The organism is Streptomyces phaeofaciens (genome assembly GCF_014648915.1).
In the GTDB taxonomy this organism is placed as follows: domain Bacteria; phylum Actinomycetota; class Actinomycetes; order Streptomycetales; family Streptomycetaceae; genus Streptomyces; species Streptomyces phaeofaciens.
In genome coordinates, this window is record NZ_BMSA01000014.1 from 112,136 (window position 1) to 138,871 (window position 26,736).

Genomic DNA, 26,736 nt, shown 5'->3' on the forward strand with positions numbered 1-26,736 from the left:
TCACGCTACCGGGTCCCCGGAACCCCGTGCCACGCAGCTCAGGACGTGATCTCCCTCCCAGTGACGTCCGTAACACAACCGGAGCGCCGCCGACGCCATCCGTGGCCTCCCGTACGGGAACCGTGCGTTCCCCGTCCGTTCACGCGGCGGCGCCCCGGCCGTTCACGCCGCGGCCTGGAGGTCCAGCCGCGCCCCGAACTCCCTTACCACCGGCTCCTCCCGGTACGGCTCCAGCCGCTGCTGGAGGTCCTCCAGGTACTCCGCGCCCCGGTTGGAGCGGAGTGTTCCGAGCAGCTCGACCGCCTTCAGGCCGGTGTGGCAGGCCTGTTCGACCTCCCGCTGCTGCACCTGCGCGGTGGCGAGCAGCACATAGCCGATCGCGCGCCTGCGGGCTCGGCTCTCCGGGAGCCCGGCCAGGGACTGCTCGGCGCACCGGGCGGCCGCCTCCGCCTGGCCGAGGTCGCGGTGGCAGTGCGCCAACTCGTCGGCCAGATAGGCCTCGTCGAAGTGCGCGATCCACGCCGGGTCGTCGCCGACGGACGGATCGGCCGCCTCCAGCGCGGACACCGCCCGCCCGGACGCGAGCTGGGTCGCCCGTACGTCGCCCGTCAGCGCGTGGCCGCGCGCCTCCGCGGCGAAGAACATCGCCTCCGCGCGCGGGGTGACCCGCCCGCGTGCGCCCTCCTGGGCGGCGCGCGCCAACTGGGAGATCTCCCGGGGGTTCCCGAGCTGCGCGGCGAGGTGGCTCATGGAGGCGGCGAGCACGTATCCGCCGTAGCCGCGGTCGCCCGCCGCCTGGGCGAGGCGCAGGGCCTGGATGTAGTAGCGCTGGGCCAGGCCCGGTTGGCCGGTGTCGACGGCCATGTACCCGGCCAGTTCCGTCAACCGGGCGACGGCGGCGAAGAGTTCCCGGCCCACCGACTCCCGGTAGGAGCCGGCCAGCAGCCCCGAGACAACACTGTTGAGGTAGTGCACGACGACCGGGCGGACGTGCCCGCTGCCGTACTGGTGGTCGAGGTCGACCAGCGCCTGGGTCATCGCCTTCACGGCGGCCACGTCGGACAGGCCCACCCGCGGTCCCGCCGAGCGCGCCACCTGGGCGTCGGGCGACGAGATCAGCCAGTCGCGGCTGGGCTCGACCAGCGCCGACGCGGCGACGGAGGAGCCGGTGAGGAAGTCGCGGCGGCCCACGTCGCTGCGCCACAGCTCGCAGACCTGCTCGATGGCCCCCAGCACCGTCGGCGAGAACTGGAGACCGACGCCGGAGGCGAGGTTCTTGCCGTTGGCCATGCCGATCTCGTCGATCGTGACCGTGCGGCCGAGCTTGCGGCCCAGGGCCTCGGCGATGATCGCCGGAGCGCGTCCGCGCGGCTGCTGTCCGCGCAGCCAGCGGGCCACGGACGTCTTGTCGTAGCGCAGGTCGAGTCCGTGCTCGGCACCGCACATGTTGACCCTGCGGGCGAGCCCGGCGTTCGAGCACCCCGCCTCCTGGATGAGCGCCTGCAACCGTTCGTTCGGCTGCCGCGCGACGAGAGGCCTTGCGGCCATGGGCACTACCCCCTGTGGAGTTCCGCACCGAAATTTCCGGCCGAGAAGATCAATGCCCCACGGACATAGGGAAAATGCGAGGCATGAGAGGATTGCCGAGTATTTCCTGGTTACCGGCGGAAGCCCGCCCCCCACTCGTGACTACCCGCTCCCCGCGCCCGTTCCTCCCGCGCGCCCCCACCCGTGCACCCATGCGCCCCGGACGCCGAAGCGATGCTCCTCCTCCGGGTGAACGGGCGGGCGTAACCCCTGGTGACCGCTAGAGTTGTGTTCATCGTGGAAGAGACCATCGCGGGCGCCGATGCCGCTCAAATCCCGAAGCAGCGCGGGGAATCGCTGCTCGAGACCGCCGTTCGTTACGCCGAGGAACGTCATTGGGACGTGTTTCCCGGCACCTGGCTGGAGGCCGTCGACGGGGTGCAGCGATGCTCCTGCGAGGAGACCTCGTGCGGTGCGCCGGGTGCGCACCCCGCGCGCCCCGACTGGGCGACCCAGGCGACCGGCAGCGCGACCGTCGCCCGCCGGATGTGGCAGAAACAGCCCACCGCCTCGATCCTGCTGCCGACGGGGCGGACGTTCGACGCGATCTCCGTTCCGGAGACGGCCGGTTTCCTCGCGCTCGCGCGCATGGAGCGGATGGAGCTGACGCTCGGGCCGGTGACGCTGACGCCGGACCGGCGGATGCATTTCTTCGTGCTGCCGGGGGCGTCGGCCAAGGTGCCGGAGCTGGTGCGCAAGCTCGGCTGGTCCCTTTCCGCCCTCGACCTCGTGACGCTGGGCGAGGGGATGTACGTGGCCGCGCCGCCGACCCGGTTCGGGTCCTGGGGGGCCGTGCAGTGGGCCTGCCGGCCGACCGCAGCGAACCGGTGGCTGCCGGACGCCGAGGAGTTGATCTCGCCGCTGGCCTACGCCTGCGGCAGGGACCGCTGACGTCGCCCCGTCCCCCCGTAGGGTTCAGGTATGACGTCCGTACGCGTGCGCAATCTCTGGAAACGGTTCGGGCAACAGGTTGCCGTCGCCGGGATCGATCTCGATCTTCCTGCCGGGAAGTTCATCGGGCTCGTCGGGCCGAACGGGGCCGGGAAGACCACCACGCTGTCGATGGTGACCGGGCTGCTGCGGCCCGACGAGGGCACCGTCGAGGTCGTCGGGCACGACGTGTGGCGCGATCCGGTGGAGGTCAAGGCGCGGATCGGGGTGCTGCCGGAGGGGCTCCGGCTGTTCGAGCGGCTGTCCGGGCGTGAACTGCTGGGCTACAGCGGGCGGTTGCGCGGGCTGCCCGGCGCCGAGGTCGACAAGCGGGCCACCCAGCTGCTCGACGTCCTCGATCTGGCCGGTGCCCAGCACAAGCTCGTCGTCGACTACTCGACCGGTATGCGCAAGAAGATCGGGCTCGCGGCCGCGCTCCTCCACAATCCTGAAGTGCTCTTCCTGGACGAGCCGTTCGAGGGCGTCGACCCCGTCTCCGCGCAGACCATCCGGGGCGTGCTGGAGCGGTACACCGCCTCCGGCGCCACCGTCGTCTTCTCCTCCCACGTCATGGAGCTGGTCGAGTCGCTGTGCGACTGGGTGGCCGTGATGGCCGCCGGGCGCATCCGGGCCCATGGCCCGCTGGAGGAGGTGCGCGGGTCCGCGCCCTCGCTCCAGGAGGCGTTCCTCCAGCTCGTCGGCGCGCAGGGGCGGGACGCCGGGTCCGATCTCGACTGGCTGGGCGGCGGGGCGGTCCGGTGAGCGCGCAGACCGCCGCGCCGGGCCTCGCCCCCACCGTCGTACGGCTGAAGCTGTCGCTGTTGCGCAACGGGCTCCGGCAGTCCGGTGGGCGGCGGGCCGCGTATGTGGCGTCGGCCGTGTGCGCGCTGCTGTTCGCCGCGTTGCAGCTGATCGGGCTGATCGCGCTGCGCGGGCATGCGCACGCCGAATCGCTCGTGGTGCTGCTGGTGGCGGTGCTGGGGCTGGGGTGGGCGGTGATGCCGCTGTTCTTCCCCAGCGGGGACGAGACCCTCGACCCGACCCGGCTGGTGATGCTGCCGCTGCGGCCCCGGCCGCTGGTGTGGGCGCTGCTGGCGGCCTCGCTGGTCGGCATCGGGCCGCTGTTCACGGTGGTCATGCTGATCGGCTCGGTGATCGCGGTGGCGCACGGCGGCGCCGCGTTCGCGGTCGGTGTGGTGGGGGGCGTGCTGGCGCTGCTGGTGTGCGTGGCCCTCGCGCGGGCCGTCGCCGCCGCCAACATCCGGCTGCTGTCCAGCCGCAAGGGGCGGGATCTCGCCGTCCTGAGCGGGCTGGTCATCGCGGTCGGCGCGCAGGTCGTCAACTTCGGGGCGCAGCGGCTCGGCTCCAGTGGCCTCGGCCAGCTGGACCCGGTGGCGGACGTGCTGCGCTGGCTGCCGCCGGCCTCCGCGATCGGCGCGGTGGACTCCGTGAGCGAGGGGTCGTACGGGGTCGCCGCCGTCCAACTGCTGATCAGTGCCGGTGCGTTGGTGCTGCTGGTGCGGATGTGGTCACGGAGTCTGACCAGGCTGATGATCTCGCCGGACGGCTCCACCCTCCAGGCCGCCGAGCCGGCCGCCCGGGACCGGCGCGGTGCGGCGGGGCTGACACGGCTGCTGCCGGGCGGACGGTCCGGCACGGTGATGGAGCGCAGCCTGCGCTATGTGTGGCGCGACCCGAAGACGAAGGCGGCCTGGGTGACGTCCCTGGCGATCGGGCTGATCGTGCCCGTCTTCAACGCGCTCCAGGGCACCGGTTCGATCTACTTCGCCTGCTTCGCCGCCGGGATGCTCGGCATCCAGATGTACAACCAGTTCGGGCAGGACACGTCCGCGTTCTGGATGGTCGCGCTGACCATCTCCTCGCCCCGGGACGCGTATGTCGAACTGCGCGCGCGGGCGCTGGCGCTGCTGGTGATCACGCTGCCGTACGCCACGCTGGTGACGGTCCTGACGACCGCGCTGCTCGGCGACTGGGCGAAGCTGCCCGAGGCGCTGGGACTGTCGCTGGCACTGCTCGGCGCGATGCTGACGACCGGTGCGTGGACATCGGCCCGCTTCCCCTACTCGATACCGCAGGAGGGCTACAAGAACGTCGCCCCGGGCCAGACCGGCCTCGCCTGGATCTCGATCTTCGGCGGGATGGTGTCGGCGGCCCTGCTGTGCGCGCCCGTCATCGCGCTGACGATCTGGCTGCACGTGAGCGAGGGCGGCGAGGCGTGGACCTGGCTGCTGCTGCCGGGCGGCGCGGCGTACGGGGCGGGGATCACCCTGCTCGGGCTGCGGCTGGCGGCTCCGCGTACGGCGGCACGGCTGCCGGAGATCCTGGCGGCGGTGAGCAAGGGGTGAGCGGGGGCTGAGCGGGGGCACCGAGGCCTCCGGTGCGCCGAGGCTTCCGGCGGGCCGAGGCCTGCCGTCCGCTGCGGCTCACGGTGTGCTGAACACCGTGTCCAGGAACGGTTCGATCGCCGTGCGCCAGCCCTCCGGCTGGTCGTAGTGGACGAGGTGGCCGGCGTCGGCGACCTCCGCGTACTCCCCTCGGGGCAGGACGCGGACCATCTCCTGGGCCTCGGCCCGGCCCAGTTCGCCGTCGAGGCCGCGGACGACCAGGGCGGGGCAGCGGACCTGGGTCAGCTCCTCCCAGTGGGCGTCGTAGACCCAGGTCTCGCGGGACTTGAGCATCTGCTCGGGCTCGAAGACGGGGCGCCAGCCGTCCGGGGACTCCTGCATCACCTCGGCGTAGAACTCGCCCCGGGAGGCGTTCGGGCGCTCCACCCAGGGGTCGTCCTCGCCGAACCACTTGCGGACCTCGGCGAGGGTGGCGAAGGGGACGGGCCAGGACTTGAACCAGTCGGCCCACTCGCGCTGCGAGGCCGAGCCGAGCGCGGAGGCCCGCATGTCGCAGATGACCACCGCGCGCACCAGGTCGGGGCGTTTCGCGGCGAGCTGCCAGGCGGTCAGCGCGCCCATGGCGTGGCCGATGAGGACGGCGGGGGCGAGGCCGAGCTGCTCCAGTGCCGCTTCGAGGTCCTCGACGTACGCCTCACGGGTGAACGCGGCCTCCGGGGGCTTCTCGCTCCGGCCGTGGCCGCGCTGGTCGAGGGCGACGGCGCGATGGCGCTCGGAGAGCCAGCGGGCGGTGGACGCCCAGTGCGAGGCCCGGCCCATCAGGCCGTGCAGTAACAGGACGCCCGGCCTGTTCTCGGTCCCGTGCGCGGCGCCCGGGGTGCGACCTCCGGTGGACTGGGCCGGAATCACGAGGTCCGGCCCGTCCTTGGGCGGGTCCCCGAACTCCCAGGCCGCCAGGCGTACGCCGCCCGTCCCAGTCACGTCGATGCGTCGCGCCATAGGTCCTGGCACCCCCCTAGCCGTCGTACCGCTGTGCTGCCGCTGTCTTGATCAGCGCACGCCCGGTGCGCTCCGTCACGCCATCACACGCAGAGTATCGAATGCCTATTCGAGAAACGCCGCATCCGCGAGCAACACCCCTCGTTCGAGTGACCACGCTCAAGGAATGATTGCCGCTGCCGAGGGGAGATCTTCAGCGGGAGGCGGACCGCTCGGGGAAAACGGTCCGAGGGGGACGACCCTGGGAGCTCGGGGCTCCGGGTCGTCACAGGGGAGGACAGGCCCCGGTGCCGCACGGCACCGGGGCCCTCCACTCGTCTGCGGCACATCATCCCCGCCCCCTCAGGCCATATGCCTCACGCAAGCCTGGCACGCGAACCGCCGCCGCGCTGCGATTCGACACAGGGAATCCTCGATTCGACACGATCGACGCCACGCCACAACGACCCCAGGGGTCCCCGGAGTTGACAGAAACTGAACAACGCTCAGCCTCTGGATCCCGGCGCGGCGCCCGGCGCTCAGCGCTTCGCGACGAACACATGCGACGCGACGTCCGCCTCCAGCTCCGCCGCCTCGCCGCCGCTGCCCACCAGCACCCCGCCGGCCGACTCCGTCACGCTCACCACCGAACCGGGCTGCACACCCGCCCGGCGCAGCGTGTACATCAGCTGCGCGTCGGTCTGGATCGGCTCGCCGATCCGGCGCACGACGACCGTCTTGCCCTCCAGGCCCGGGTCGAGATCCGCCAGCGAGACCATGCCCTCGTCCAGGAACGGGTCGGCGCCGTCCTTCTCTCCCAGCTCCTCCAGACCCGGGATCGGGTTGCCGTACGGCGACTCGGTGGGGTGGCGCAGCAGCTCCAGGACGCGGCGCTCCACCGCCTCGCTCATCACGTGCTCCCAGCGACAGGCCTCGGCGTGCACCTGCTCCCACTCCAGACCGATCACGTCGACCAGGAGACACTCGGCGAGCCGGTGCTTGCGCATCACGCGCGTGGCGAGGCGACGGCCCTCGTCGGTCAGCTCCAGGTGCCGGTCGCTGGCCACGGAGACCAGGCCGTCGCGCTCCATGCGCGCCACCGTCTGGCTGACCGTCGGCCCGCTCTGGTCGAGCCGCTCGGCAATCCGGGCGCGCATGGGGACCACACCTTCCTCCTCCAGCTCGAGGATGGTGCGGAGATACATCTCCGTGGTGTCGATCAGTCCGGACATTCGTGCCCCTCGATGAGATCTGCCGAAGGCTCGACGGCTCTCCGGCGCGCGTGCGCTGGCCCTGGCCTCAATTCTGCCGGATACCACTGACAAGCGTGCCGCGCCGGTGAAACGAGGTCGTTACGCCGAAGTGCGCGGACCGCCCGCTCTCCGCCCCGGCGGACGGCCGGGGCCGTCCACCCGCCCCGTCCGCCCCGTCCGCCCCATGGACGCTCACCCGTCCCGCCGTATTGACAGCGCACTGGTCCAGACCGCACGGTGATCCGCGACACGGACACCCGGCACGGATCCTCGACACGGCAAAGGGGCCCTTCGGATGAGCGACCGCGAGCTCGGCGCCCAGTTCTTCGACGCGGCGATCACGCTGCTTCGGCGGGTCCGCGACGAAGAGGCCGAGGCCGTCCGAGCGGCCGGCGAACTCCTCGCCGACACCGTGGCCGACGGCGGCCGGCTCTTCGCCTTCGGCGCCGGGCACTCCTCCCTCGCCGCCCAGGACGTCGTCTACCGCGCGGGCGGCCTGGCCCTGATGAACCTCCTCGTCGTGCCGGGCGTCGTCGGCGTCGACGTCATGCCCGCCACCCTCGGCTCCGCCCTGGAACGCGTCGACGGCCTCGCGAGCGCCGTCCTGGACACCTCCCCGCTCCGCGCGGGCGACGCCCTCGTGATCATCTCGCTGTCCGGCCGCAACGCCCTGCCCGTGGAGATGGCCCAGACCGCCCGCGCCCTGGGCGTGAAGGTCATCGGCGTGACCTCGGTGGCGTACGCCTCCCAGACCACCTCCCGGCATGCCTCGGGGACCTTCCTGAAGGACCACTGCGACGTCGTCCTGGACTCGAAGATCGCGGTCGGCGACGCGGAACTCACCCTCGACACCGTCCCGGCGCCCTTCGCGCCCGCCTCCACGGTCGTCACCTCGGCCCTGCTCCAGGCCGTGATGGCCACCGCGGCCGGCGCCCTCGCCGAGCGCGGCATCGAACCGCCGCTGCTGCGCTCCGGGAACGTCGACGGCGGCCACGAATGGAACGGGCGGATCATGAAGGAGTACGGCGACCGGATCTTCTACCGGCGCTGAGCCCGCCGCCGGACGCCGCACCCGCGCGTGCCGCCCTCAGCCGGCGTCGCCGTGCCCCTCCAGGTCGGCCAGGTCGGCCAGGTCCAGGGCCGCCGCCATGCGTACGGCGACATCCTCGGCGTAGGTCGCGTCGGACCGCTGGAAGGCGCTGCGGCCGGCCCCGCGCAGGAACGTCACGACCCCCAGCGTGCGGCCCCGGCTGCGCAGCACCGCGCACAGGGCGTGCACGGTGTCCTCGGGCCACACCCGGGCCCGCGCCCACTCCCGCGCCTCCTCGGCCGACACGGAACCGGCGCCGGCCCGCACGGAACCCGCCCGCGCCACGCACTGGAGCACCGGATGCGTCTCGCCGTAGCGGACCGGCAGCCCGGCGTGGCCGGTGAGCGCGCTGGGGCCCGGACCGCCCGACGGGGTGGCCGCGATCCGCACCAGGCGCGGCGGCCCGGCCGGCGCGTCCTCGTCCGGGACGCCGCCCGGCGCCCGGCCGAACGGGATCCGTTCGCCCGGGGTCCGTTCGATCAGGATCCGGTCGAGCACGGCGTGGTCGGCGAACCCGGCGAGCGCGAAGTCCAGGTGGACCGTGGCCGCCTCGGCCGGGTCCTCGCACTCGGCGGCCGCCCGGGCCGCCCGGTGCAGCTGATTGGCGCGGAAGCGCAGCAGGGCCGCCTCCTGCTCGCCCTGCTTGGCCTCGGTGACGTCCTGGAAGAGCCAGCCCACACCGAGCGGCACCGGCTCCTCGGCGAGCGGTGACGCCAGGCGCAGGAAGCCGCTGCGCCAGCAGCGCCGCCGCTCGCCCTCCGGGGTGCGCACCCCGACCCACATCTCGGCCGGCGCGGGCGGGGCGCCCTCGGCGAGGACGTGCGTCAGCGCGTTCTCCAGCTCCTCCACACCGCGCGTGAGCAGGTCGCCCAGGGGACGGCCCAGGACCGCTGTGCGGCCGGTGCCGAGCGCGCGGGCGGCGTGCGCGTTGACCACGGCGGGACGCAGATCGGCGTCGACCAGGACGACACCCCAGGAGGCGTCGTCGAAGAGGGCCTCGCTGAGCGCGATGGAACGCTCCAGGTCGATCTGGGCGTGGACCTCGCTGAACGCGCAGTACAGGCCCGCGGGCTTGCCGTCGGGCCCGGGCACGGCGGCGGACTGGGTGCGGACCAGGACCCGGCCGCCGTCCTTGGTGAGCAGCGCGAACTCGTGCACCTGACGGCCGGGCGCGTGCATCGCCGCCATCAGCCGGCTCTCGACCTCCTCGGCGTCGGCCTCCCGCACCGCCCAGCCCGCAAAGCCCTGCCGGCCCACCGCCTCCGCCGCGCTCCAGCCGAGGATGCGTTCCGCCTCACGGTTCCAGTGGGTGACGACGCCGTCCGCGTCGAAGGCGCACAGGGCCGCGTCCATGCCGTCGAGCAGCGCGGCGAGCAGGTCCGCTCCGTCGGGGCCACCGGGACCGCCGGGACCGTCCGGCCGCTCGGGCTCTTCCGGCCCCAGCTCGTCGGTGGTCCCGCTACGCCGGGAAGCACTCACCTGGACCCCCTGCCGGTTCGCTCGCTTGCCCTCATTCAACTCGAACGTGACGCAGCCCACATATGATTCCCGCAAGATTGCAGAGGAATCGTGGCACCCGCGAGAAGCCGCTGAACAGCCGCCGGTTCAGGCCCGGGAGCCGTCCTGGAGGGCTGACGTCAGCCGCAGGTCGACCCACTCGTCGTGCTCGCCGTCCAGGACGTACCGGTCGACCTCGGCGAAGCCGTGCGCCGCCGCGAACCGCAGTCCGTCCTCGTTCACCGCCAGCACGCACGTCTCCACCGTCCGAGCGCCCAGCACGCGCGCGTGGGTGAGCGCGTGGGCGTACAGCGACCCGCCGTACCCGCGCCGCCGGTGCTCGGGCAGGACGCGCGCGATGACGGTCGCCACAGCCTCGTCGCCCCCCGGCGGGCGCACGGTGGAGCAGCCGACGAGGACGTCACCCGCATAGGCGTTCTCCAGCCGGTAGCGCCCCGCGCGCTCACGCACCTCGGCGAGCGACAGCGCGGCCGGCGGGACGATCACGTTGTGCACATGGCGCCACTGTTCGAGAGCGGTGTCGCCGTCGACGAGCTCGATACGAAGGTCGGTCACGGCAGCAGCGAACCGTGCACGCCCGGCCCACGTCAACGCGTTTGCGCGCCCCCCGCGGCGGCCCCCGCGGGCCTGCGCGCGTCCACCTCGATCTCGATCCGCATCCGGGGATCGGCCAGCCCGCACACCATCATCGTGGCCGCCGGCCGCACCTCCCCGAAACAGCGGCGCAGCACCGGCCAGCACGGCTCGAAGTCGTCCCGCTCGGGCAGCAGATACCGCACCCGTACGACGTCCCCGAAGCCGCAGCCGGCCTCCGCGAGCGCCGCGCCGATGTTCCGCAGGCACTGCTCGGCCTGCTCCACGACGTCTTCGGAGATCGTCATCGTCGTGTAGTCGTAGCCGGTCGTCCCCGACACGTGCACCCGGTCGCCGTCGACGACGGCCCGGGCGTAGCCGATCCGCTCCTCGAACACGGAACCGCTGAGAATCGCGCGCCGCTCTGCCATGACCGGCACGCTAGGTGGACAGGGGCGATACGTCCAATACGCGACAGGCCACGGTCTGATACCTCTGGAGATATGGAACGCCCGGACCTGCCGCCGCTCCCCCAACTGAACGCCTTCCTCGTCCTCGCCGAGGAACTCCACTTCGGCCGGGCCGCCGGACGGCTCGGCATCGCCCAGCCGCCGCTCAGCCAGCAGATCCGCCGGCTGGAGGACCGGGTGGGGCACGCGTTGTTCCAGCGCTCCCCGGCGGGCGTCACCCTCACCCCGGCCGGGCGGGCGCTCCTGCCCGCCGCGCGCCGGGCGCTCACCGGCCTCACGGACGGCCTGACCGCGGCCCGGGCCGCCGGCGACGGACGCACCGGCCGCCTCCGCGTCGGCTTCGCCGCCTCCCTCGCCCTGACCCTGCTGCCGGACCTGCTGCGCACCCACCGCGACCGCCTCCCCGGCGTCCACCTCGACCTGCGCGAGATGACGACCGCCCCGCAGCTCACGGCCCTGCGCGGGGGCGGGATCGACGTGGGCCTGCTCCGCGAACCACCGCCGTCCGACCCCGGACTGTCCTTCCGCACGATCGCCACCGAGCCGTTCGTCGCGGTCCTCCCCGCCGCCCACCCCCTGGCCGAGCGGCCGGTGACACCCCTGGGCGACCTCGCCGACGCCCCGTTCGTCCTCCTCCCGCGCGAGGCCGGCCCCGGCCTCCACGACCGCATCACCGCCCTGTGCGCCACGGCCGGCTTCACCCCGCGGGTCACCCAGGAGGCCGTCGAGTGGCTGACGGTCTGCGCCCTCGTCGGCACCGGCCTGGGCGTCTCCCTGGCCCCCGCCGCCCTCCGCCGCCTCCGCCTGCCGGACGTCGCCTTCCGCCCGCTGCCCCCACCCGCGGGACGGACGACGGTGGCAGCGGCCTGGCGCACGGACGACGGGAATCCGCTGGTGAGCGGCTTGCTGGCGACGCTCACTCGATCCGATCGTGAGCGCTGAAGAACCCGCTAGCACGAAGATCGGGCTCCCGTTCGAGAATCGCGACGCCATGCGCCTGAGCAAGACACACACCTTGGACGCCCTGTCCGTCGGCCCTCTCGATCACGCAGGCGGCGACAAGATCGTGCGATTTCCCGGTCATGTCCTCGTCGTCAAAGCCACCGGGCGCGGCTCCTACGCCCGGACCACGCCGGACCGGTACGGATTCCCCCGCCTGCTGCGGCCGCGTGGCAAGCAGCACTTCGGATACTCCACGGGAGACCTCGTACGTGCCGTCATGCCGTCCGGGAAGTGGGCCGGGACATGGACCGGCCGCATCTCGGTCCGCGCCAGGGGCCAGCACAGCCTCACGGCGCCCATGGGGCGACTGAACGTCTCCCACCGGAATCTCACGCTCTTGCAGCGGAGTGACGGATACGGCTACAGCGTCCGGCCAGAAGCGTCGCCGTCAAGTCTCGGAAAAACAGTTGATTGGCGGCAGAACGGTTCCTAGGGTGCCTTGTACACGGTGAAAGGAGGTGATCCGGTAATGCAGGAAACCCGGACGCGTGAGGTGGCTGCGGGCTAGCGGCTCGCCACCACACTCTGTGCGGTGCCGGACCAGCGCGTGAACGACGCGTGCAGCCGGCCCAATCCCAGCAGTCACCCGACCCGCGAGTCGCCGGTACGTCCGGCCGGACCCTCCTCAGGGAGGACCCGACTCGCGGGTCGTCTGCGTTCTCGGGGGGCGGGCTCTCGGGGCTCTTCGTGGCCGAAGGATTTTCGGGGCGTGGCGGGCGTCACGGAGGGATTTTTCGGCAGGCAGTAGGGTGGGGGCATGCTTTCGCTCGTTCGGCGCCGCCACGTGGACTACGTCCGCGTCACGAGCATGGGCTGTCGACGCTCCATCTGAGCCGTCCAGCCGCTTCTGTCAGCCGCCTCTTCGCGGCTCGCTCCTGATTCACACCCCCCGTCCTTTCACCCGCATGGACACAGTCATGACGAACGCGTCGACGATTCCGTCGTACCAGCAACTCCCGATCATCGACCTCTCGGCCGCCGACCGCGGTCCGCAGGCACGTGCGCTGTTGCGCGCGCAGCTGCACAGTGCCGCCCACGACGTGGGGTTCTTCCAGCTCGTGGGGCACGGGGTGCCGGACGAGGACACCCGGCGGCTGCTCACCGCCATGCGGGCCTTCTTCGCCCTGCCGGAGGCCGAGCGGCTCGCGATCGACAACGTGAACTCGCCGCACTTCCGCGGGTACACGCGCACCGGTGACGAGCGGACCGGTGGCCGGCAGGACTGGCGGGACCAGCTGGACATCGGGGCGGAGCGGCCGGCGCGGGCGCCCGGGCCCGGCGAGCCCGCCTACTGGTGGCTGGAGGGGCCCAATCAGTGGCCCGCCGCACTGCCCGGGCTGCGGACGGCCGCGCTCGCGTGGATCGACCGGCTGAGCGCCGTCGCCGAGCGGCTCCTGCACGAGTTGCTCGCCTCCATAGGCGCCGCGCCCGACTTCTACGACCCCGTCTTCGGCGAGCGGGCGCATCCGCACCTGAAGCTGGTCAGGTACCCGGGCAGCGCGGGCGACGGCACCGGCCAGGGGGTCGGGGCGCACAAGGACTACGGGTTCCTGACGCTGCTGCTCCAGGACCAGGTGGGCGGGCTCCAGGTGCAGCGGGAGGACGGCCGCTTCCACGAGGTGCCGCCGCTGCCCGGTGCCTTCGTCGTCAATCTCGGGGAGCTGCTGGAGGTGGCGACGAACGGGTATCTCGTCGCCACCAATCACCGGGTGGTGTCCCCGCCGAGCGCCGTCGAGCGGTTCTCCGTGCCGTTCTTCTACAACCCCCGGCTGGACGCGCGTGTAGAGCCGCTGCCGTTCCCGCACGCGTCCGCCGCGCCGGGGGTGACGGACGATCCGGCCAACCCGCTGTTCGCCGAGTACGGCTTCAACGAGCTGAAGGGCAAGCTGCGCGCCCATCCGCTGGTGGCCGAGCGGCATCACGCGGAGCTGCTCAGCCCCGCGTGATCGCTCCGGGTACGCGGCCGGGTACGGGGCGGTACGGGTACGCGGCCGGGTACGCGTGCGCGGCTCAGTGCGCGGCTCAGTGCGCGGCTCAGTGCGCGGCTCAGTGCGCGATGTCGCCGAAGCCCTCGATCTCCTGGGGACCGCGTGAGCCGGGGCCGATGTAGCGGGCGGAGGGGCGGACCAGGCGGCCCGTGCGCTTCTGCTCCAGGATGTGCGCGGACCAGCCGGCGGTACGGGCGCAGGTGAACATCGAGGTGAACATGTGCGCCGGGACCTCCGCGAAGTCCAGCATGATGGCCGCCCAGAACTCGACGTTCGTCGCCAGGACACGGTCCGGGCGGCGGGCGTGCAGTTCTTCGAGGGCGGCCTTCTCCAGGGCCTCGGCGATCTCGAAGCGGGGTGCGCCGAGTTCGCGGGCGGTGCGGCGCAGGACGCGGGCGCGGGGGTCCTCGGCGCGGTAGACCCGGTGGCCGAAGCCCATCAGGCGCTCGCCTCGGTCGAGGGCCTGCTTGACGTAGGCGGTGGCGTCCCCGGTGCGTTCGATCTCCTCGATCATGCCGAGGACGCGGGAGGGGGCGCCTCCGTGCAGCGGGCCGGACATGGCTCCCACGGCGCCCGAGAGCGCCGCCGCGACGTCGGCGCCGGTGGAGGCGATGACGCGCGCGGTGAAGGTGGAGGCGTTCATGCCGTGCTCGGCGGCGGACGTCCAGTAGGCGTCGACGGCCGCGACGTGCTTGGGGTCGGGCTCGCCGCGCCAGCGGATCATGAAGCGTTCGACGACGGACTGGGCCTTGTCGATCTCGCGCTGGGGGACCATGGGGCGGCCCTGGCCGCGGGCGGACTGGGCGACGTAGGACAGCGCCATGACGGCGGCGCGGGCGAGGTCGTCGCGGGCCTGCTCGGCATCGATGTCGAGGAGGGGTTTGAGGCCCCAGACGGGGGCGAGCATGGCGAGCGCGGACTGGACGTCGACGCGGATGTCCCCGGAGTGGACGGGGATGGGGAAGGGCTCGGCGGGCGGCAGGCCGGGGTTGAAGGCGCCGTCGACGAGCAGCCCCCAGACGTTGCCGAAGGAGACGTGGCCGACCAGGTCCTCGATGTCGACGCCCCGGTACCGCAGGGCGCCGCCTTCCTTGTCCGGTTCGGCGATCTCCGTCTCGAACGCGATGACTCCTTCGAGTCCGGGTACGAAGTCGGACATCGGGCGGCTCCTCGTGATGTGTGCGACGGATGGCGCCGCGGATCCACGGTCCGGTGCACGCGAGGTGCGGGGACTCGCGGTCGTGGGCGGTCACCCCAGTGATGCCCCGTGCGGCCTGCGGTCACCCAACCGGGATGGCAACAGCACCATATCCGTGAGTGCCACCTTTGGGGAGTGGTTGCGGCACTCAGTGCCACCTTTGGTGGTGTGACGGCCGAGGCTCGTGGATACGGCAGGATGACCACCGTGAACGACGCAGACGACGTCTACTCCGGCCCCGTCCCCGATCCCTCCGCCATGCGCAAGCAGTACCGCGCGGAGGGTCTCGCCGAGGCCGAGCTGGCCGCCACGCCCGTGGAGCAGTTCGCGCGCTGGTTCCGGGAGGCGGCCGTCGAGGCCCATCTGTTCGAGCCGAACGCCATGGTCGTGTCGACCGCGGACGCGGAGGGCCGGCCGAGTTCGCGGACGGTGCTGCTGAAGCAGTTCGACGAGCAGGGCTTCGTCTTCTACACCAACTACGACTCGCGCAAGGCGCGGGATCTCGCCGAGAACCCGTACGTCTCGCTGCTCTTTCCGTGGCATCCGATGGCCCGGCAGGTGATCGTGCGGGGCGTGGCCCGGCGGACCGGGCGGGACGAGACGGCCGCCTACTTCCGGACCCGGCCGCACGGCTCCCAGCTGGGTGCCTGGGCCAGCGGCCAGTCCTCGGTGATCTCGACCCGCGCGGACCTCGACGCCTCGTACACCGAGCTGTCGGCCCGCTATCCCGAGGGCGAGCAGGTGCCGGTGCCGCCGCACTGGGGCGGTTTCCGGGTGGCGCCGCAGTCGGTGGAGTTCTGGCAGGGCCGGGAGAACCGGCTGCACGACCGCCTTCAGTACAGGGCGCAGGCGGACGGCAGCTGGCGGGTGGAGCGGCTCAGCCCCTGAGAGGGCAGGGCGGCCGACGCCCGGCGGGCGGGTGGCGGCGGGTCCGTGGCCGGGGTTTCTCAGACCTTGCCCGGGAGGAAGGCCGTGCGGTGCCCGGGCAGGAACTCCGCCACCCGGGCGCGGAACTCCTCGCCGAGCCAGGGCCAGTTCCAGAACTGGAAGCCGAGGTGGACGAAGGCCAGGTGGTCGTCGGTCCAGTCCCAGTCGGTCAGCGGGACCGGCTCGGCGCAGGCGGGGCAGGCGATGTCGGCCTCGCCGGTCGCCTGCCACGCGTCCATCGCGGTGGAGAACAGCGCCGCCGTGGCCTTGTCGTCGGAGTCGACGCCCGCCCCGCAGCGCGGGCAGGTCACCGCCACCGGGCCCCCGTCGTGGAAGTTGCTGTAGAAGACGTGCCGCTCGGTGTACACGGCGACGCCCTCCGGCGCGCCCCAGCGGGCGTCGTCCACCGCCTTCTGCCAGTGGGGGCCGGGCGGGTGGGCCGGATCGTCTCCCAGGGCCCAGCCCGGTTCCGCTGCGGCGAGCACGATGCCCTCGGTGACGAGCCAGTCCACCACGGCCCGCGCGAGGCGCGGCGCCTCCTCGGGCGTCGCCGTACGGTCGGCGATCGTCTGGAATGTGTCTCCCATGCCGGAACCGTATGTCCCGGCACCGACAGCGGTTCGTCCGCTCTCCCGGACCTCCGCACGTCCGCCCGCCCGCACGTCCGCCCGCCCAGTCCCCGTACGTCCGCCCGCCCGTACGTCCGCCCGCCCGTACGTCCGCCCGCCCGCCCGTACGTCCGCTCGTGCCGGCGCCCTCAGCCCAGCTTCTCGTCGAGCAGTCCCGCCCACTGCGCGACGACCCGCTCCCGGCGGACCGAGTCGTCGGTGAGGAGGTTGGCGAGGCCGAGGCCGCGGGCCATGTCCAGCAGGCCCTGGACACTCTCGCGGACCCCGGGCACGGACTCGTCGGCGTCGAGGAGCTCCACGGCTATCCGGTGGCTCTCGCGGCCGACGCGGGCCTCCAGCTCGGTCACGCGCGAGCGCAGCTGTTCCTCGTTGGACGCGGCGACCCACAGGTGCAGGGCGGCCCGGAAGAGGGGGCCGGTGTAGAGGCCGACCAGGGCGGACACGACCTCGTGACGGTCGGCGCCGCCTTCGGGGAAGAGGGCGCGCAGCGCGGTCGAGCGTTCCTCGGCGACGTATTCGACGGCGGCGGTGAACAGGTCCTCGCGGGTGGGGAAGTGGTGCTGGGCGGCGCCCCGGGAGACCCCCGCGCGTTCGGCGACGACGGTGACCGTGGAGCCCGCCCAGCCGTGTTCGGCGAGGCAGGCCACGGCGGCTGCCAGGAGCCGCTGCCGGGTGGCCCGGCTGCGGTCCTGTTTGGGGGCGCGGTCACGGTCGACTGCGCTCACAGCGCCCATGCGGGATCCCGTCGTTCGAGGAAGGCCGTCATCCCCTCGCGGGCCTGGGCGGAGGAGAACAGCCGGGCCGAGAGCGCGGTGAGCTCGGCCGCGTCCCGGTCGAAGGTCTCCAGCACCCTAGCCGTGAGCAGCCGTTTCGTCTCGGCCAGGCCCTGGGGGGCCGATTTGCGCAGGCCGTCGAGGACGGGGGCGAGGACGGCGTCGACGTCGTCGCCCGCCGCGGTGAGCAGGCCGGCGCGGGCGGCCTCGGGGGCGTCGAAGCGCTCGCCGGTGAGGTAGTAGCGGGCCAGCGCGCGGGGGTCGGTGCGCGGGAGGAGCGGCAGGGAGATCACCGCCGGTGCCACCCCGATCCGGACCTCGGTGAACGCGAAGGTCGACGGGGTGGAGGCGGCGGTGATGTCACAGGCGGCCAGCAGGCCGAGGCCGCCGGCCCGGACGTGTCCGGTGACCCGGGCGACGACCGGCTTGGGCAGTTCCACGATCTGCCGCAGCAGGCCGACGAACGCGTCCGGGTCCGGCGGGTCGCGCAGGTCGGCGCCCGCGCAGAAGGTGCCGCCCGTGTGGGTGAGGACGACGGCGCGGACGTCGGGGTCCTTGCCGCAGTCGGTGAGGGCGTCGGACAGTGCGCCGACGAGGGCCGCCGACAGGGCGTTGCGGGTGTCGGTGGCGTCGAGGCTGAGGGTCTCGACGCCCCGCGCGCGGGTGCGGCCGACCGCCGGCGTCGTCATGTGCGCTCCCTCAGCCGGCGGCGCAGGATCTTCCCGCTGGCCGCCCTCGGTACGGCGTCGATGAAGGTGACCTGGCGGACGCGTTTGTAGGGGGCGACCCGTTCGGCGACGTACATCGCGATCTCTCCTTCGGAGAGTTCGGCGGCGGTGGGCTGGCGGACCACGAAGGCGTGCGGCACTTCGTTGCCGTCCTCGTTGTAGACGCCGATGACGGCGGCGTCCGCGATGCCCGGGTGGGTGAGCAGGAGCGCCTCCAGTTCGGCGGGGGCCACTTGGAAGCCCTTGTACTTGATGAGTTCCTTGACCCGGTCGACGACGAACAGCCAGCCGTCCTCGTCGACGCGCCCGATGTCGCCGGTGTGCAGCCAGCCGTCGGTGTCGATCATGTCGGCGGTGGCGTCGGGCCGGCCCAGGTAGCCCTTCATGATCTGCGGGCCGCGGATGAGGATCTCGCCGGGCTCGCCCACGCCGAGGTCCTTGCCGGGGTCGTCGAGGGAGACGATCCGCATCTCGGTGCCGGCGATGAGCCTGCCGACGGTGCCGGCCGGGGCGTCGGCCATGGCGTCGAGGGGGACGACGTGGGTGCCGGGCGACAGTTCCGTCATGCCGTAGGCCTGGCCGAGGGGCGGCAGGCCCAGGCGGTCGGCGCAGGCCGCGGCGAGGGCGGCGTCCAGCGGAGCGGCGGCGCTGACGACGTACTTCAGGGACGACAGGTCGTACTGGGCGACGGCCGGGTGTTTGGCGAGGGCGAGGACGATCGGCGGGGCCACGTAGAGGGCGGTGATGCGGTGGTTCTGGATGGCCGCGAGGAACGTCTCCAGTTCGAAGCGGGGCAGGACCACGACCGTGGCGCCCTGGCGCAGCGGCCCGTTCATCAGGGCGGTGAGCCCGTAGATGTGGAAGAAGGGCAGGACGGCGAGGACGCGGTCGCCGGGGGCCGCCGAGATCGCCGGGGCGAGCTGGTCGAGGTTGGTGGCGATCTGCCGGTGGGTGAGCATGACGCCCTTGGGGACGCCGGTGGTGCCGGAGGAGTACGGCAGGGCCGCCACGTCCTGCGTCGGGTCGATGTCGACGGTCGGCTCGGGGGCGGTCGAGGCGAGCATGTCGATCAGGGAACGGTGTCCGGGCGCGCTGTCGCAGACCAGGATCTCCTCGACGCCGCCCGCGATCTCGGCGGCCCGGCGGGCCGTCTCCAGCAGCGGGGAGACGGTGACGATCCAGCGGGCCGCGGAGTCGCCGAGCTGTTTGGCGAACTCCTCGGCCGTGGCGAGCGGGTGCACGGTGGTGACGGAGGCGCCCGCGCGGGTGGCCGCGTAGAAGGCGATCGGGAAGGCGACGGTGTTCGGGCTGTGCAGGGCGAGGACGTCGCCCTTGCGGACGCCGGCCTCGGCGAGCGCGGCGGCGACGCGCCGGTGGAACCGGTCCACCTGGGCGTACGTGAGGGTGGTGCCGTCGGTGCCGTCGACGAGGGCGGGTGTGTCGCCGTACTCGGCGGCCCGGCCGAGCACGGCCTCGTGGATGGGGAGTTCTACGGGCGGGACGTCTGCGTACGCGCTGCGGAACACGGTTCCTCCAAGGCGGCCTAGTACGACTTGGGCAGACCCAGGGTCTGGTGGGAGACGTAGTTGAGAATCATCTCCCGGCTCACCGGAGCAATACGAGCCACGCGGGAGGCCGTAATCAACCGGGCGAGGCCGAATTCGCGCGTGAGGCCGTTGCCGCCGAGGGTGTGCACGGCCTGGTCGACCGCCTTCACGCAGGCCTCCCCGGCCGCGTACTTGGCCATGTTGGCGGCCTCGCCCGCGCCGACGTCGTCCCCCGCGTCGTACAGCTGGGCCGCCTTCTGCATCATCAGGCGGGCCAGTTCGAGGTCGATGTGGGCCTGGGCGAGGGGATGTGCGATGGCCTGGTGGGCACCGATCGGGGTCTTCCACACGGTGCGGTCGCGGGCGTACGCGACCGCCTTGTCGAGGGCGTACCGGCCCATGCCGATCGCGAACGCGGCCGTCATGATCCGCTCGGGGTTGAGGCCGGCGAACAGCTGGAGCAGGCCCGCGTCCTCGTCCCCTACAAGCGCCTCGGCCGGGAGCCGTACGTCGTCGAGGACCAGCTCGAACTGCTTCTCCGCGCCGTCCAGTTCCATGTCGATCTTGCGGCGGGAGAAGCCGGGCGCGTCACGCGGGACGATGAACAGGCAGGGCTTGAGGCTGCCCGTGCGGGCGTCCTCGGTGCGGCCGACGATCAGGGTGGCGTCGGCAATGTCCACGCCGGAGACGAAGACCTTGCGGCCGGTGAGCAGCCAGTCCGTGCCGTCGCGGCGGGCGGTGGTGGTGATGCGGTGGCTGTTGGAGCCGGCGTCGGGTTCGGTGATGCCGAAGGCCATGAGGCGACTGCCGTCCGCCAGCGCGGGGAGCCACTCCCCCTTCTGGGCGTCCGTGCCGAAGCGGGCGATCACGGTGCCGCAGATCGCCGGGGAGACGATCATCATGAGGAGGGGGTTTCCGGCGGCGCCCAGCTCTTCGAGGACGAGGGAGAGTTCGGTGATGCCGCCGCCTCCGCCGCCGTAGGCCTCCGGGAGGTTGACGCCGATGTAGCCGAGCTTGGCGGCGGCCTGCCAGAGGCCGTCGGCTTCGGTGTGGGCCTTGGCGAAGGCCGTCACCGCTGCGCGGAGGGCCTTGTGCTCGTCCGTTTCGATCAGAGTGGTCATGGTGGCTCCTTCGGGTTCGGGTTCGTCGTGGCTGGTCGCTCCCCCACTCTCGGCTTCGCTCGAGCGGGGGGACCCCCATCGCGGCGGAGCCGCAGATCAATGCGGCCCCGTGTCCCTCAAAGCTCCTGCACTACCGCCAGCAGAGTGCCGACCTGGATCTGTTGGCCCGTCGTCACCTGCAACGACGTCACCGTTCCCGTGGCCGGGGCCGAAATGACGTGTTGCATCTTCATCGCTTCGAGCCAGAGCAGCGGTTCACCGGCCCGGACACTCGATCCGGTGATGAGACCTTCCGCGAGCTTGACGACCGTGCCCGGCATCGGTGCCAGCAGGGAGCCGGGGGCACGTTGGGTCACCGGGTCCGGGAAGCGGGGCAGGGCGGTCAGGGTGGTGTCGTTGACGTGGACCCGGTCGCCGTATTGGGCGATCTCGAAACGGCGCCGTACGCCGTCGATCTCCAGGACGACCAGGGCGGGGTCCGCGTGCACGACCTGGACGCCCTCGGCCGTCACACCGGTCCGGGTGTGCCGGTAGTAGACCTCGTGCTCCTCGCCGCCCGCCGTGTACCGCCTGGTCTGCGGCTGGGACGGCAGGTTGCGCCAGCCGCCGAAGCGGGAGCGGGCGCCGGGGCCGGTGTGCGCGTCGGCGAGGGCGGCGGCGAGCGGGGCGTGCGGATCGACGGCCGCGGCGGTCAGCCCGGCCAGGTGGCGGTCGTAGAAGCCGGTGTCCATGCGGGCGGAGGTGAACTCCTCGTGGCGCAGGGAGCGGACGAGGAGGTCGCGGTTGGTGACCGGGCCGTGGACGGTGGCCCGCTCCAGGGCTCCGGCCAGCCGGCGGACCGCCTCCGCGCGCGTGGGGGCGTGGGCGACGACCTTGGCGAGCATCGGGTCGTAGTGGACGCCGATCTCGTCGCCGTCGCCGTAGCCGGTGTCCAGGCGGACGCCGTCCGGGACGGCCAGGCGGTGCAGGGTGCCGGTCTGCGGGGTCCAGTCGGTCGCGGGGTCCTCGGCGTACAGGCGGGCCTCGATCGCGTGGCCGCGCGCGGGCGGCGGTTCGGGGGCGAGCGCGCCGCCCTCCGCGACCCGGATCTGTTCCGCCACCAGGTCGACGCCGAAGACGGCCTCCGTGACGGGGTGTTCGACCTGGAGGCGGGTGTTCATCTCCAGGAAGTGCGCACGGCCGTCGGCGACGAGGAACTCGACGGTGCCCGCGCCGACGTAGGCGACGGCGCGGGCCGCGCGTACGGCCAGGGTGCGCAGTTCGTCGTCCAGCGCGGCGGAGAGTCCGGGCGCCGGGGCTTCCTCGATCACCTTCTGGTGGCGGCGTTGCAGGGAGCAGTCGCGGGTGCCGAGCGCCCACACCGTGCCGTGGGTGTCGGCGAGCACCTGCACCTCCACGTGGCGGCCGTTCTCCACGTAGGGCTCGACGAAGACCTCGCCGTCGCCGAAGGCGCTCGCGGCCTCGGCGCGGGCGCCCTCCAGGGCGGTGTCCAGGTCCTCCAGGCGGCGTACGACGCGCATACCGCGGCCGCCGCCGCCCGCCGCCGCCTTCACCAGCACGGGAAGGTCGGACTCCCGTACCTCCTCCAGGGGTGCGAGCCCCATCAGCTGCTTCGCGCGGGTCTTGGACGCCATCGCCTCGATGGCCTCGGGCGGCGGCCCGATCCAGACCAGGCCGGCGGCCAGGACCGCGCGGGCGAAGCCGGCGTTCTCGGAGAGGAAGCCGTAGCCGGGGTGGACGGCGTCCGCGCCCGCCGCGACCGCCGCCTTCACGATCAGGTCGGCGCGCAGATAGGTGTCCGCGGGCGCGGAGCCCGGCAGCCGGACCGCGATGTCGGCCACGCGCGTGTGGAGCGCGTTCTCGTCGGCGTCCGAGTGCACCGCGACCGTCCGGATCCCCGCCTCGCGGCAGGTGCGGAAGACGCGGCAGGCGATCTCGCCGCGGTTGGCGACGAGCAGAGTGCCAATCATGTGGTCCCTCACATCCGGAAGACGCCGAAGCCGCCCCGCGCGCCCTCGTAGGGCGCGGTGTGGAGGGCCGACAGGCAGAGGCCGAGCACGGTGCGGGTGTCGCGGGGGTCGATGACGCCGTCGTCGTACAGCCGCCCGGACAGGAACATCGGCAGCGACTCGGACTCGATCTGCTGCTCCACCATGGCCCGCAGGGCGGCGTCGCCCTCGTCGTCGTACGGCAGTCCCCGGGCCGTCGCGGACTGCCGGGCGACGATCGACAGGACGCCCGCGAGCTGCTGCGGGCCCATCACGGCCGATTTGGCGCTGGGCCAGGCGAACAGGAAGCGGGGGTCGTAGGCGCGGCCGCACATGCCGTAGTGGCCGGCGCCGTAGGAGGCGCCCAGGAGCACCGACAGATGCGGCACCCGGCTGTTGCTCACCGCGTTGATCATCATCGCGCCGTGTTTGATGATGCCGCCCTGCTCGTACTCCTTGCCGACCATGTAGCCGGTGGTGTTGTGCAGGAAGAGCAGCGGGATGTCGCGCTGGTTGGCGAGCTGGATGAACTGGGCGGCCTTCTGGGACTCCTCGCTGAAGAGCACGCCCTGGGCGTTGGCGAGGATGCCGACCGGGTAGCCGTGCAGGGTCGCCCAGCCGGTGGCCAGGCTGCTTCCGTACAGCGGCTTGAACTCGTCGAAGTCGGAGGCGTCGACGATCCGGGCGATCACCTCGCGCGGGTCGAAGGGGACCTTGAGGTCGCCGGGGACGATGCCGAGGAGTTCCTCGGCGGAGTACTTGGGGGGTTCGGCCGGACCCGGATCGTCGTACGCCTTGCGGTGGTTGAGCCGGGCGACCACGCGCCGTGCCTGGCGCAGCGCGTCGCGCTCGTCGACGGCGAAGTGGTCGGCCAGTCCGGACACGCGCGCGTGCATCTCCGCGCCGCCGAGGGACTCGTCGTCGCTCTCCTCCCCGGTGGCCATCTTCACCAGCGGCGGCCCGCCGAGGAACACCTTCGCCCGCTCCTTGACCATGATCACGTGGTCGGACATGCCGGGGATGTAGGCGCCGCCGGCCGTGGAGTTGCCGAAGACGACGGCGACGGTCGGGATCCCGGCGGCCGAGAGCCGGGTGAGGTCGCGGAAGATCGCGCCCCCGGGGATGAAGATCTCCTTCTGGGACGGCAGGTCGGCGCCGCCCGACTCCACCAGGCTGATGCAGGGCAGCCGGTTGGCGAGGGCGATGTCGTTGGCGCGCAGGGCCTTCTTCAGCGACCAGGGGTTGCTGGCGCCGCCGCGCACGGTCGGGTCGTTGGCCGTGATCAGGCATTCCACGCCCTCGACGACCCCGATCCCGGTGACCAGCGAGGCGCCCACCGTGTACTCGCTGCCCCAGGCCGCCAGCGGCGACAGCTCCAGGAACGGCGTGTCGGGGTCGAGGAGCAGCTCGATGCGCTCACGGGCGAGGAGCTTGCCGCGCGCCCGGTGCCGGGCGACGTACTTCTCCCCGCCGCCGGCCAGCGCCTTGGCGTGTTCGGTGTCGAGGTCGGCGAGCTTGGCGAGCATGGCCTCGCGGTGGGCTCGGTAGTCGGGGCCGGCCGTGTCCAGCGCCGACGACAGGACGGTCAAAGCAGTGCCTCCGGGATGTCCAGGTGACGGGAGCGCAGCCATTCGCCGAGGGCCTTGGCCTGCGGGTCGAAGCGATGCTGGGCGGCGACCCCGGCGCCGAGGATCCCCTCGACGACGAAGTTCAGGGCACGCAGCCGGGGCAGTACGTGCCGGGTGACCGGCAGTCCGGCGCTCTCGGGGATCAGCCGGCGGAAGGCGTCGACGGTGAGCGTGTGCGCGAGCCACTGCCACGCCTCGTCCGTGCGCACCCACACGCCGACGTTGGCGTCCCCGCCCTTGTCCCCGCTGCGGGCGCCGGCGACGAGTCCGAGGGGCGCGCGCCGCACGGGTCCCGGCGCCGGCGGCGCGGGCGGCGGCGGCTCGGGTACGGCTTCGAGCGCGCGGCTGTCGTCGCCCGGCGCCACGGGCAGCCGGCGGCCGTCGTCGAGGACGGCGAGGTGCCCGACCTCGCCCCGGGGGACGGCCCCGGCCTCGAAAACGCCGTACGGGGCGCCCTTGCCGGGCGGGGCGAGGACGTGGAAGCCGGGGTAGCCGGCCAGCGCCAGCTCGACGGCCGCGCCGCTCAGCGCCCGTCCCACGGCGTCCTGCCGGGGGTCGCGCACGACGAGCCGCAGCAGGGCGCTCGCGGTCTCCTCGGTGTCCGCGTCGGGCCGGTCGGTCCGTACGAGTTCCCAGCGGACCTCTTCGGGGCGGGACTTGGCGAAGGCGTAGGTGTCCATCTGCTCGCGCACCAGCGCCGCCTTGGCCTCGATGTCGAGACCGGTGAGCACGAAGACGACCTCGTTGCGGAAGCCGCCGAGGCGGGTGCGGCCGACCTTGAGGGTGGGCGGCGGGGCCTCCCCTCGTACCCCGTCGATCCGCACCCGGTCCGGACCGTCCTGGGTGAGCCGTACGGTGTCCAGGCGGGCGGTGACGTCGGGTCCCGCGTACCGGGCGCCGCCGGTCTCGTAGAGCAGCTGGGCGGTGACCGTGCCGATGTCCACGAACCCGCCGGTGCCGGGGTGCTTGGTGATCACACAGCTGCCGTCCTCGTGCAGTTCGGCCAGCGGGAAGCCGGGCCGCCGCACGTCCCCCTCCCGGAAGAAGGCGTAGTTGCCGCCGGTGGCCTGCGTCCCGCACTCCAGGACGTGCCCGGCGACGACGGCGCCCGCGAGGCGGTCGTACGCGTCCGGGGTCCAGCCGAAGTGGGCCGCGGCGGGGCCGGTGACCAGGGCCGCGTCCGTCACCCGGCCGGTGACCACGATGTCCGCGCCCTCGCGCAGACAGGCGGCGATGCCGAAACCGCCGAGGTAGGCGTGGGCGGTGAGGCTGCCGGGGTGGGCGGCGGTGAGGTCGTCGCCCTCGACGTGCGCGACGCGTACGGGGATGCCGAGCCGGTCGGCCAGCGCGCGTACGGCGTCGGCGAGTCCGGCCGGGTTGAGACCGCCGGCGTTGGTGACGATCCGCACCCGGCGGTCGTGGGCGAGGCCGAGGCACTCCTCCAGCTGGCGCAGGAAGGTGCGGGCGTACCCGGCGGACGGGTCCTTGAGCCGGTCCCGGCCCAGGATCAGCATGGTCAGCTCGGCGAGGTAGTCGCCGGTGAGGACGTCGAGTTCGCCGCCGGTGAGCATCTCGCGCAGGGCGTCGAGGCGGTCGCCGTAGAAGCCGGAGGCGTTGCCGATGCGCAGGGCCGGGCGCGTCACTCGGCCGCCTCCCTGGGTGAGCGGCCCTTGCCGGGCGGGCCGGCGAAGGCCTGCGCGACGTCCAGCCAGCGGTCGGCGTCGGGGCCCTCGGCGACCAGGGCGAGGTCGGCGCGGTGGGCGCGCTGGGTGACCAGGAGGCAGAAGTCGAGGGCGGATCCGGTGACGCGGTCGTCGGCGCCTTCGGGGCCGTACGTCCACAGCTCGCCCGACGGGCTGCGCAGCTCGACGCGGAACTCCTCGAACGGCACGGGCAGGCCGTGCACACCGAAGGCGAAGTCCCGGGTGCGGACGCCGAGGCGGACGATGTGGCGGAGCCGGTCGGTGGGGACGGGTGTCACGCCGAGCGCCTCCGCCACGTCCAGGCCGTGGGCCCAGGTCTCCATGAGGCGGGCGGTGGCCATGGAGGCGGTGGACATGGGCGGGCCGTACCAGGGGAAGCGCGCGCCCGGGGGTGCCGCGCGCAGCGCCCGCGCCAGGGCGTCGCGGCCGGAGCGCCAGTCCGCGAGCAGCCGCTCGGGCGGCTTCGCGGCGCCTTCCTCCGCACCGTTGTCCACGAAGTCCCCGGGTGCGGCCAGCGCCTTCTCGACCTCACGGCCGAAGGCGGCCTGGTCGGTCACGGCCAGCACGGAGGAGTGGTCTGTCCAGGCGAGGTGCGCGATCTGATGGGCCACGGTCCAGCCGGGCGCGGGGGTCGGGAGCGTCCACTGCTCCGGCCTCAACTCCGCGACGAGACGGTCGAGTTCGTCGCTTTCGGCTCGCAGGTCATCGATCACGGGCGTCGGGTCGGCCATGGGGTGGA

Annotated in this window: 23 protein-coding genes; 7 read left to right on the plus strand and 16 right to left on the minus strand. The window is 73.0% G+C overall.

What is annotated here, in order from left to right:
* Positions 1 to 162 precede the first annotated feature (162 nt).
* Positions 163 to 1,548: an NsdA family TPR-like regulatory protein gene (locus IE275_RS23490; protein ID WP_189713346.1), complete on the minus strand. Its 1,386-nt coding sequence runs from the start codon at positions 1,546 to 1,548 to the stop codon at positions 163 to 165.
* A gap of 267 nt (positions 1,549 to 1,815) precedes the next feature.
* Between IE275_RS23490 and IE275_RS23495 the strand changes: the two genes are divergently transcribed.
* From IE275_RS23495 to IE275_RS23505, 3 genes are read left to right on the plus strand one after another with little or no spacing between them, the layout of a single operon-like run.
* On the plus strand, positions 1,816 to 2,478 hold the full coding sequence (locus tag IE275_RS23495) for a bifunctional DNA primase/polymerase (RefSeq protein WP_189713347.1): 663 nt from the start codon (positions 1,816 to 1,818) through the stop codon (positions 2,476 to 2,478).
* Between the two features lie 30 nt (positions 2,479 to 2,508).
* Entirely contained in the window at positions 2,509 to 3,279 is a 771-nt protein-coding gene (locus IE275_RS23500) for an ABC transporter ATP-binding protein (protein ID WP_189713348.1), read from the plus strand.
* Entirely contained in the window at positions 3,276 to 4,883 is a 1,608-nt protein-coding gene (locus IE275_RS23505; protein ID WP_189713349.1) for a transporter, read from the plus strand. Before IE275_RS23500 ends, IE275_RS23505 begins: the two co-directional genes overlap by 4 nt.
* A gap of 78 nt (positions 4,884 to 4,961) precedes the next feature.
* On the opposite strand, the gene IE275_RS23510 is transcribed toward IE275_RS23505, so the two are convergent.
* Positions 4,962 to 5,882, minus strand: a complete 921-nt coding sequence (locus tag IE275_RS23510; protein WP_189713350.1) for an alpha/beta fold hydrolase — start codon at positions 5,880 to 5,882, stop codon at positions 4,962 to 4,964.
* Positions 5,883 to 6,400: 518 nt separating this feature from the next.
* Positions 6,401 to 7,093: an iron-dependent transcriptional repressor DtxR gene (locus IE275_RS23515; RefSeq protein ID WP_067020955.1), complete on the minus strand. Its 693-nt coding sequence runs from the start codon at positions 7,091 to 7,093 to the stop codon at positions 6,401 to 6,403.
* Positions 7,094 to 7,409: 316 nt separating this feature from the next.
* Between IE275_RS23515 and IE275_RS23520 the strand changes: the two genes are divergently transcribed.
* On the plus strand, positions 7,410 to 8,165 hold the full coding sequence (locus IE275_RS23520; RefSeq protein ID WP_189713351.1) for an SIS domain-containing protein: 756 nt from the start codon (positions 7,410 to 7,412) through the stop codon (positions 8,163 to 8,165).
* Between the two features lie 36 nt (positions 8,166 to 8,201).
* Here the strand turns inward: IE275_RS23520 and IE275_RS23525 are convergent, their stop codons facing one another.
* The 3 genes from IE275_RS23525 to IE275_RS23535 form a co-directional block, all read right to left on the minus strand.
* Positions 8,202 to 9,683 (minus strand): PAS domain-containing protein, encoded by a 1,482-nt coding sequence (locus IE275_RS23525; RefSeq protein WP_189713352.1) that lies wholly within the window; start codon positions 9,681 to 9,683, stop codon positions 8,202 to 8,204.
* Between the two features lie 126 nt (positions 9,684 to 9,809).
* Complete coding sequence (locus tag IE275_RS23530; RefSeq protein WP_189713353.1) at positions 9,810 to 10,277, minus strand: GNAT family N-acetyltransferase; 468 nt, start codon at positions 10,275 to 10,277, stop codon at positions 9,810 to 9,812.
* 32 nt (positions 10,278 to 10,309) lie between these two features.
* On the minus strand, positions 10,310 to 10,726 hold the full coding sequence (locus IE275_RS23535) for a RidA family protein (RefSeq protein WP_189713354.1): 417 nt from the start codon (positions 10,724 to 10,726) through the stop codon (positions 10,310 to 10,312).
* 72 nt (positions 10,727 to 10,798) lie between these two features.
* Between IE275_RS23535 and IE275_RS23540 the strand changes: the two genes are divergently transcribed.
* Both IE275_RS23540 and IE275_RS23545 read left to right on the plus strand, forming a co-directional pair.
* The gene (locus IE275_RS23540; protein WP_189713355.1) at positions 10,799 to 11,707 is read left to right on the plus strand and encodes a LysR family transcriptional regulator; all 909 of its coding nucleotides are present in this window, start codon (positions 10,799 to 10,801) and stop codon (positions 11,705 to 11,707) included.
* Between the two features lie 977 nt (positions 11,708 to 12,684).
* Entirely contained in the window at positions 12,685 to 13,713 is a 1,029-nt protein-coding gene (locus tag IE275_RS23545) for an isopenicillin N synthase family dioxygenase (RefSeq protein ID WP_189713356.1), read from the plus strand.
* 100 nt (positions 13,714 to 13,813) lie between these two features.
* Here IE275_RS23545 and IE275_RS23550 read toward each other — a convergent pair whose 3' ends face one another.
* On the minus strand, positions 13,814 to 14,914 hold the full coding sequence (locus IE275_RS23550; RefSeq protein ID WP_189713357.1) for a citrate synthase 2: 1,101 nt from the start codon (positions 14,912 to 14,914) through the stop codon (positions 13,814 to 13,816).
* 237 nt (positions 14,915 to 15,151) lie between these two features.
* Here IE275_RS23550 and pdxH point away from each other — a divergent pair, with 237 nt between their 5' ends.
* Positions 15,152 to 15,841, plus strand: coding sequence for a pyridoxamine 5'-phosphate oxidase (gene pdxH, locus IE275_RS23555; RefSeq protein WP_189713358.1), 690 nt, complete (start codon positions 15,152 to 15,154; stop codon positions 15,839 to 15,841).
* Positions 15,842 to 15,900: 59 nt separating this feature from the next.
* On the opposite strand, the gene IE275_RS23560 is transcribed toward pdxH, so the two are convergent.
* From IE275_RS23560 to IE275_RS23600, 9 genes are all read right to left on the minus strand, one after another.
* The gene (locus IE275_RS23560) at positions 15,901 to 16,467 is read right to left on the minus strand and encodes a hypothetical protein (protein ID WP_189713359.1); all 567 of its coding nucleotides are present in this window, start codon (positions 16,465 to 16,467) and stop codon (positions 15,901 to 15,903) included.
* A gap of 170 nt (positions 16,468 to 16,637) precedes the next feature.
* On the minus strand, positions 16,638 to 17,243 hold the full coding sequence (locus IE275_RS23565) for a TetR/AcrR family transcriptional regulator (RefSeq protein WP_189713360.1): 606 nt from the start codon (positions 17,241 to 17,243) through the stop codon (positions 16,638 to 16,640).
* Positions 17,231 to 17,971: an enoyl-CoA hydratase family protein gene (locus IE275_RS23570; protein ID WP_189713361.1), complete on the minus strand. Its 741-nt coding sequence runs from the start codon at positions 17,969 to 17,971 to the stop codon at positions 17,231 to 17,233. The genes IE275_RS23565 and IE275_RS23570 overlap by 13 nt, the downstream gene beginning before the upstream one ends.
* Complete coding sequence (locus tag IE275_RS23575) at positions 17,968 to 19,536, minus strand: 4-coumarate--CoA ligase family protein (protein WP_189713362.1); 1,569 nt, start codon at positions 19,534 to 19,536, stop codon at positions 17,968 to 17,970. The genes IE275_RS23570 and IE275_RS23575 overlap by 4 nt, the downstream gene beginning before the upstream one ends.
* A 17-nt stretch (positions 19,537 to 19,553) precedes the next feature.
* A complete protein-coding gene (locus IE275_RS23580; RefSeq protein WP_189713363.1) occupies positions 19,554 to 20,678 on the minus strand; it encodes an acyl-CoA dehydrogenase family protein in 1,125 nt (374 codons plus the stop codon).
* Between the two features lie 116 nt (positions 20,679 to 20,794).
* Positions 20,795 to 22,648, minus strand: a complete 1,854-nt coding sequence (locus tag IE275_RS23585) for an acetyl/propionyl/methylcrotonyl-CoA carboxylase subunit alpha (protein ID WP_189713364.1) — start codon at positions 22,646 to 22,648, stop codon at positions 20,795 to 20,797.
* 8 nt (positions 22,649 to 22,656) lie between these two features.
* The gene (locus tag IE275_RS23590) at positions 22,657 to 24,255 is read right to left on the minus strand and encodes an acyl-CoA carboxylase subunit beta (protein WP_189713365.1); all 1,599 of its coding nucleotides are present in this window, start codon (positions 24,253 to 24,255) and stop codon (positions 22,657 to 22,659) included.
* On the minus strand, positions 24,252 to 25,937 hold the full coding sequence (locus IE275_RS23595) for an acyclic terpene utilization AtuA family protein (protein ID WP_189713366.1): 1,686 nt from the start codon (positions 25,935 to 25,937) through the stop codon (positions 24,252 to 24,254). The genes IE275_RS23590 and IE275_RS23595 overlap by 4 nt, the downstream gene beginning before the upstream one ends.
* A complete protein-coding gene (locus tag IE275_RS23600) occupies positions 25,934 to 26,728 on the minus strand; it encodes a TIGR03084 family metal-binding protein (protein ID WP_189713367.1) in 795 nt (264 codons plus the stop codon). The genes IE275_RS23595 and IE275_RS23600 overlap by 4 nt, the downstream gene beginning before the upstream one ends.
* Positions 26,729 to 26,736 lie beyond the last annotated feature (8 nt).

What these genes read in the sequence shown, in the direction of transcription:
- IE275_RS23490 (WP_189713346.1), bottom strand. Translation starts at nt 1,548, where the DNA reads ATGGCCGCAAGGCCTCTCGTCGCGCGGCAGCCGAACGAACGGTTGCAG.
- IE275_RS23500 (WP_189713348.1), top strand. Translation starts at nt 2,509, where the DNA reads ATGACGTCCGTACGCGTGCGCAATCTCTGGAAACGGTTCGGGCAACAG.
- IE275_RS23510 (WP_189713350.1), bottom strand. Translation starts at nt 5,882, where the DNA reads ATGGCGCGACGCATCGACGTGACTGGGACGGGCGGCGTACGCCTGGCG.
- IE275_RS23515 (WP_067020955.1), bottom strand. Translation starts at nt 7,093, where the DNA reads ATGTCCGGACTGATCGACACCACGGAGATGTATCTCCGCACCATCCTC.
- IE275_RS23520 (WP_189713351.1), top strand. Translation starts at nt 7,410, where the DNA reads ATGAGCGACCGCGAGCTCGGCGCCCAGTTCTTCGACGCGGCGATCACG.
- IE275_RS23535 (WP_189713354.1), bottom strand. Translation starts at nt 10,726, where the DNA reads ATGGCAGAGCGGCGCGCGATTCTCAGCGGTTCCGTGTTCGAGGAGCGG.
- IE275_RS23540 (WP_189713355.1), top strand. Translation starts at nt 10,799, where the DNA reads ATGGAACGCCCGGACCTGCCGCCGCTCCCCCAACTGAACGCCTTCCTC.
- IE275_RS23545 (WP_189713356.1), top strand. Translation starts at nt 12,685, where the DNA reads ATGACGAACGCGTCGACGATTCCGTCGTACCAGCAACTCCCGATCATC.
- IE275_RS23550 (WP_189713357.1), bottom strand. Translation starts at nt 14,914, where the DNA reads ATGTCCGACTTCGTACCCGGACTCGAAGGAGTCATCGCGTTCGAGACG.
- pdxH (WP_189713358.1), top strand. Translation starts at nt 15,152, where the DNA reads ATGACCACCGTGAACGACGCAGACGACGTCTACTCCGGCCCCGTCCCC.
- IE275_RS23560 (WP_189713359.1), bottom strand. Translation starts at nt 16,467, where the DNA reads ATGGGAGACACATTCCAGACGATCGCCGACCGTACGGCGACGCCCGAG.
- IE275_RS23565 (WP_189713360.1), bottom strand. Translation starts at nt 17,243, where the DNA reads ATGGGCGCTGTGAGCGCAGTCGACCGTGACCGCGCCCCCAAACAGGAC.
- IE275_RS23570 (WP_189713361.1), bottom strand. Translation starts at nt 17,971, where the DNA reads ATGACGACGCCGGCGGTCGGCCGCACCCGCGCGCGGGGCGTCGAGACC.
- IE275_RS23580 (WP_189713363.1), bottom strand. Translation starts at nt 20,678, where the DNA reads ATGACCACTCTGATCGAAACGGACGAGCACAAGGCCCTCCGCGCAGCG.
- IE275_RS23585 (WP_189713364.1), bottom strand. Translation starts at nt 22,648, where the DNA reads ATGATTGGCACTCTGCTCGTCGCCAACCGCGGCGAGATCGCCTGCCGC.
- IE275_RS23600 (WP_189713367.1), bottom strand. Translation starts at nt 26,728, where the DNA reads ATGGCCGACCCGACGCCCGTGATCGATGACCTGCGAGCCGAAAGCGAC.